Source organism: Endozoicomonas sp. ONNA1 (genome assembly GCF_024606325.1).
GTDB lineage: Bacteria > Pseudomonadota > Gammaproteobacteria > Pseudomonadales > Endozoicomonadaceae > Endozoicomonas_A.
This window is the reverse complement of sequence record NZ_JAHHPN010000207.1, coordinates 1-3,256: the sequence shown is the minus strand read 5'-3', so window position 1 is coordinate 3,256 and position 3,256 is coordinate 1. Positions and strand designations below refer to the sequence as shown.

The following is a 3,256-nucleotide window of genomic DNA, read 5'->3' as shown; positions in this document are numbered from 1 at the left end:
AGACCAGAACAGGAACTGGATGGGGTCGTTGATGGTGCGGGGGATTTCCATGATGTCTCTCAGAATGTTCGGGTTGTTCGAATATTTCGTTTATTGCTATTTCGTTTATTTCGATTAAACTGCAGTTAAGGAAAAAACTTAGTAAATATTCGATCAGGGAATACCTATGACTACAAAAGACAAACTGACTCTGCCTACTGCTGAAGAGATTGCGATTGCACAAGAGTGCAGCCGGGAAATTTCAGCCTTTCTTGAGACGGGTGCTAAATCTCAGCAAATTGATATCAGCTCTAAGGATGGGGAAAAGCATGCGTTGTCGATTCCAACCAGAGCGTTGAGCCTGCTGGTTGATATTCTGGCGCAACTTGGACAGGGCAATGCGGTAAAAATCATCCCGATCCATGCGGAACTGACCACTCAGGAAGCCGCAGATATTCTCAATGTTTCCCGGCCTTATCTGGTCAGAATGCTGGATGAGGGGGAAATCCCTCACCACAAGGTTGGTCGGCATCGCAGAGTCCGGTATCAGGATTTAATGGATTATAAAGCAGCTATAGATGCTAAACGACTCTCAGCTTTGGATGAGTTGTCATCCCTCTCCCAGATGAACGATCCGGAGTATTAATGGCTTCTCAATTTACTGCTGTTTTTGATGCCTGTGTTCTTTATCCTTCGGTGTTAAGAGACGTGTTGTTAAGGTTGGCGATAACAGACACTTTTCGCGCCAAGTGGACAGACAAAATTCATGATGAGTGGACTCGCAATCTGAAAGCCAATCGTCCAGACATTGATGAGAACTACCTCAATAAAACCCGACAGCTGATGAACGCTCATGTCCGGGATGCAGTGGTTGAAGGCTTTGAGCACTTGATTGATTCAGTTCAACTACCAGATCAGGATGACCGGCATGTTGTTGCAGCGACAATTGTCGCTAACGCCGATGTCATAGTGACTTATAACCTGAAAGACTTTCCTGATGAAGCCCTTACCCCATATGAACTTCAGGCTATTCATCCTGACAGCTTTATTCATGATTTGATTGATCTGCATCCGGCAGAAGTCATTGGCGTGATCCGCTCGGCGAGAGTTGCCTTAAAAAAACCATCATTGACGGTTGATGAATATCTGAGCAGGCAAAGAAAGCAAAGGTTGCCGGAAACGGTCACTTGGCTAGAGTCAATGAAGCTCGTTTTGTAAGAGGAAAACAGTAAACTCACAAGATTACTGATGGAGCCAGCACTGTGGGAGTGATCAGTACATTGGAGCCAGATGGGTTTATAGCTTTCACATAACCCAGAGGTTTTGACAATCACTGTTCTGCGTAGAAAAGTTTATCTGCTTTGAAATTTCAAGACAGCTTGCATCATCTTTGAGCTCAAGCCAGTTCTTCTTTGCCAACAGGTGTTCTGCCCAATAGCCATCGGTACAGAGCAGCCAGTGAGTGCCATCACTGCAAGAGAGTTGCCGGACATCAGGCGTGAGAAAGCGTCGTGCATTCAGACTACGAGTCAGGATATGTCGTTCAGGTTTTGAACAGTTACTTTCTGAAAACCAGAGACCTTCAGGGTTGGCAGCAGTATGCACACTGGTTTGCCAGATAATGTTTCCATCATTATGCCGGGTACCTAGACGACAGTCACCGCAGTGGATAACCTGAGCCTTTAGCTCTGCTGTACCCTTTGGAACAAGGAGAATAAGATAGCTGGCAATATTCAACAGATATTTTTTGCGCAACTCTTTTTGCAGGGCTCTGAGCAGAGTAATGACAGTCTGGCTCTGTGGCATTGAGGGTGAATCAATTTCAACTATTCCTGCGACCATGTGATTCAGGATGAACTGGGTAAATGCATTACCCGGTTGTCCTTTTTGAGCGCCATCAACAAGCATTGCAAAACAATATTCCTCACGCTCAATGAAGAGAGCGGCATCATTATTAATGCGTCGTTCATTACCCTGTTGACTGATCCAGTGGTAATGCATCAAAAAATACCTTCAGCGACAAGATCCAATCGTTCGAAAATGAGCGCTTCCCGTTCACTGTCGCCCAAAGCGCAACTTTGCACGGCGTATTCAAAATCCGGATGTTGCATTAACTGGCTGATTTCTTCAGAAATATACTGACGCAGTTCGTCTCTGGCTGAACTGATTTCATTGATGAGTTCGGGGCGACCATCAAACAGGTTCAACAGGTCTTCTATATCGCGACTGGCAAGTGGATCACCATACCCACGCCCTTGGTAGGCTTCCAGTTTGGTGGCAATAAAATAAACCGGCTTGACCAATCGAATAATGATGTTATCACTCAGGACGTGTTGTTCCGACGTAGACAGGGCATCCGGATACCAGCGATTTGAAAATCCGAGAATGCTTGCATCGTCGGGCATAAAATCAACTCTCATGTCGCCCAGGCGCATAGCGCACAATGGGTCATCTTCTTCGGTGCTATGACTAAAACCTTTTTGTTGCAATACAGCTTGTAGGTCAGAAAAAGAAGTGTGCCCCATGACATGGACAATCAGGTCCACGTCATCGGTATGACGCACTTGCTCAAGACTGAAAGCATCGGTAAGCAATAAGCCGGTGGTGCAACCTCCCACAAAAGCCATTTGCTGCAAGAGCTCAGCCCCCAGTGCGGTGGCGACTCGAATAAGCATCTGTTGGTGTTGATCGGCTTGACTCATTTTGTCAGCCCCAAATAGTTTTCCAGCCTGCGGATGGCCAGGTTGCGTTCTCTGGGTTGACCCATACGGATAGCATCCACCAGAGCCAGTAATACATAAAAAGCGGGATCTTTCCGAATAGCGTAGGTAGCGGATTTAAACAGCGGCTCAATCCCCTGGCCCTTGCTGAGCCCTCGAGCATCGGGCCAGACAGGAAGCAGCTCTCCGGCACTCATGAGTTCATTATTAAAAACAGGAGCAACCAGTGAAGTAGTGACTCCTCTTGTTACTGGCCCCGGTGAGGCTGGGAAAACAAATTTCAAACCATAGACAATAAACTCAAACAGGGACTTTCGGTTCACCGAAGGAACACCAGATCGACGGTCTTTTTTTGCCAGTCCCACGCTATAACAGCGATTTAATGCCAGATTAACCTGAGATTTACTGATACCGGTCATCTGAGCCAGTGTGCGAACCCCATAAGAATCAGCAGCATCAAGAGAAGAGGACTCTGCACTATTTTCCTGTTCCTCACTCCAGTCCTGCCATGAACCCACGGGGATAGGGATGATCGACTGGTTTTCTCCAAGGCTTAG

General features: G+C 46.7%; 5 protein-coding genes. 2 read left to right on the top strand and 3 right to left on the bottom strand.

The window, feature by feature from the left end; genetic code table 11:
* Positions 1 to 166 precede the first annotated feature (166 nt).
* Together KDK19_RS04915 and KDK19_RS04910 are read left to right on the top strand one after the other, a co-directional pair.
* A complete protein-coding gene (locus KDK19_RS04915; protein ID WP_257279627.1) occupies positions 167 to 625 on the top strand; it encodes a helix-turn-helix domain-containing protein in 459 nt (152 codons plus the stop codon).
* Positions 625 to 1,197 carry a PIN domain-containing protein gene (locus KDK19_RS04910; protein ID WP_257279626.1) on the top strand — a complete coding sequence of 191 codons (573 nt, stop codon included), beginning with the start codon at positions 625 to 627 and terminating at the stop codon, positions 1,195 to 1,197. The genes KDK19_RS04915 and KDK19_RS04910 overlap by 1 nt, the downstream gene beginning before the upstream one ends.
* An 87-nt stretch (positions 1,198 to 1,284) precedes the next feature.
* Here the strand turns inward: KDK19_RS04910 and KDK19_RS04905 are convergent, their stop codons facing one another.
* The 3 genes from KDK19_RS04905 to KDK19_RS04895 all read right to left on the bottom strand — a co-directional run.
* Entirely contained in the window at positions 1,285 to 1,980 is a 696-nt protein-coding gene (locus KDK19_RS04905) for a hypothetical protein (protein ID WP_257279625.1), read from the bottom strand.
* On the bottom strand, positions 1,980 to 2,681 hold the full coding sequence (locus KDK19_RS04900) for a hypothetical protein (protein WP_257279624.1): 702 nt from the start codon (positions 2,679 to 2,681) through the stop codon (positions 1,980 to 1,982). The genes KDK19_RS04905 and KDK19_RS04900 overlap by 1 nt, the downstream gene beginning before the upstream one ends.
* The coding region (locus KDK19_RS04895) for a hypothetical protein (protein WP_257291463.1) at positions 2,678 to 3,256 on the bottom strand (579 nt) is incomplete at its 5' end. The genes KDK19_RS04900 and KDK19_RS04895, both read right to left, overlap by 4 nt.